Source organism: Streptomyces sp. NPDC054847 (genome assembly GCF_053610925.1).
Genome location: NZ_JBSGZJ010000793.1, coordinates 1 through 1,154, shown reverse-complemented (window position 1 = coordinate 1,154; position 1,154 = coordinate 1). Strand labels below are relative to the sequence as shown.

General features: G+C 71.8%; 2 protein-coding genes. Both read right to left on the bottom strand.

The genetic code is table 11. From position 1 onward, the window contains the following. Positions 1-52 precede the first annotated feature (52 nt). The gene (locus ACWGH4_RS35285; protein WP_453468007.1) at positions 53-580 is read right to left on the bottom strand and encodes a nuclear transport factor 2 family protein; all 528 of its coding nucleotides are present in this window, start codon (positions 578-580) and stop codon (positions 53-55) included. A gap of 65 nt (positions 581-645) precedes the next feature. Next, positions 646-1,154: hypothetical protein (locus ACWGH4_RS35280; protein ID WP_453468005.1), on the bottom strand; the 509-nt coding region annotated here is incomplete at its 5' end.

Sequence of the window (1,154 nt, the reverse complement as noted above, 5' to 3'; positions counted from 1 at the left end):
GGTCTGTTGATGAGGTGCCGGGTCGTCGACATGTCGGGAGTCCTCTCGGTGGTTACTCGGCCGCGCTGTTGCCGACGGGTGCCTGGCCGAGGGCGCTGAGCTTCCATCCCTGCGGTGTGCGGGTCAGCTCGGCGAGCATCCGGCTCTCCTTGCGGGCCGGTTCGCCCTTGGGGGCGGTCACGGTGATCCGCAGGGCCACCATCAGGCTCGCCCGGCCGGCCCTGTCGTCGAGTTCCGTCAGCGCCGCCGACAGCACCTTGGCGCTGGTGACCGTCCTCGCCTGCTGGATCTGCCGCTCGAACTCGCCGCGACCGTCCACGAGTTGCCGGTGGAGGTCGCCGGTGGCGGAGTCCTCCCAGGTGTCGAGGCCGCCCTTGAGGTCCCGGTGGTCGAGGGTGTTCATGTTCTGTACGGCCTGACGGCCGTCGGCCAGGGCCTCGTCGCGTTTCTGCGCGAAGGCCAGGGAGTCGTCGTGCGCCGCCCCGTACCAGGACCAGACTCCCCAGCCGGTGAACGCGGCCGCCACGACGGTCAGCGCGAGAGCCGCCGCGACCACCGGGTTTCTCGTCGTCCGTGCCATGTGCCCCTCTTCCTTCTGTCGGTGGACCGAGGTCGGGGCCACCGCTGTCGTGCCGCTCCCGGGTGTCACCGGGACGTGATGTCGACGATCCGCCAGTGCCCGTCGCCGAGTTCGGCCGTGACGGACAGCTGCGCGGGGGCGGTCGTGGGTGCTCCGCCCTGCCGCTGGGAGACCTGGTCGAGGAAGACCAGGAGCTGTGCGCTGCCGCCGTGCAACCGGGTCACCCCGGCACGTACGACATGGGTGGTGAGCGTCAGCTTCTGTTCGGCGGCGCGCTTCTCGACCTGGCCGAACAGCTCCGCGTACTGGCGGGCCGCCTTGCCGGCGAGCAGTTGGCGCGCCGCCTCGCGGGTGGCTCCGGTGTCACCGGGGGTGTAGGAGAAGACCGACGTCAGCGCGTTGCTGACGTCGCCGGTGACGCGCGCGGTGGCTTCGGTGTCGGTGAGCGCCCGGTTGTCCGCGGAGGGGGCTCCGGTCAGCTGCCCCGCCTTCAGCAGGAACAGGGATCCGCCGGTCAGCAGCGCCAGCACCAGGGCGGTGACCACCGGGGCCCGCCATCGGCGGCGCCCGGCCG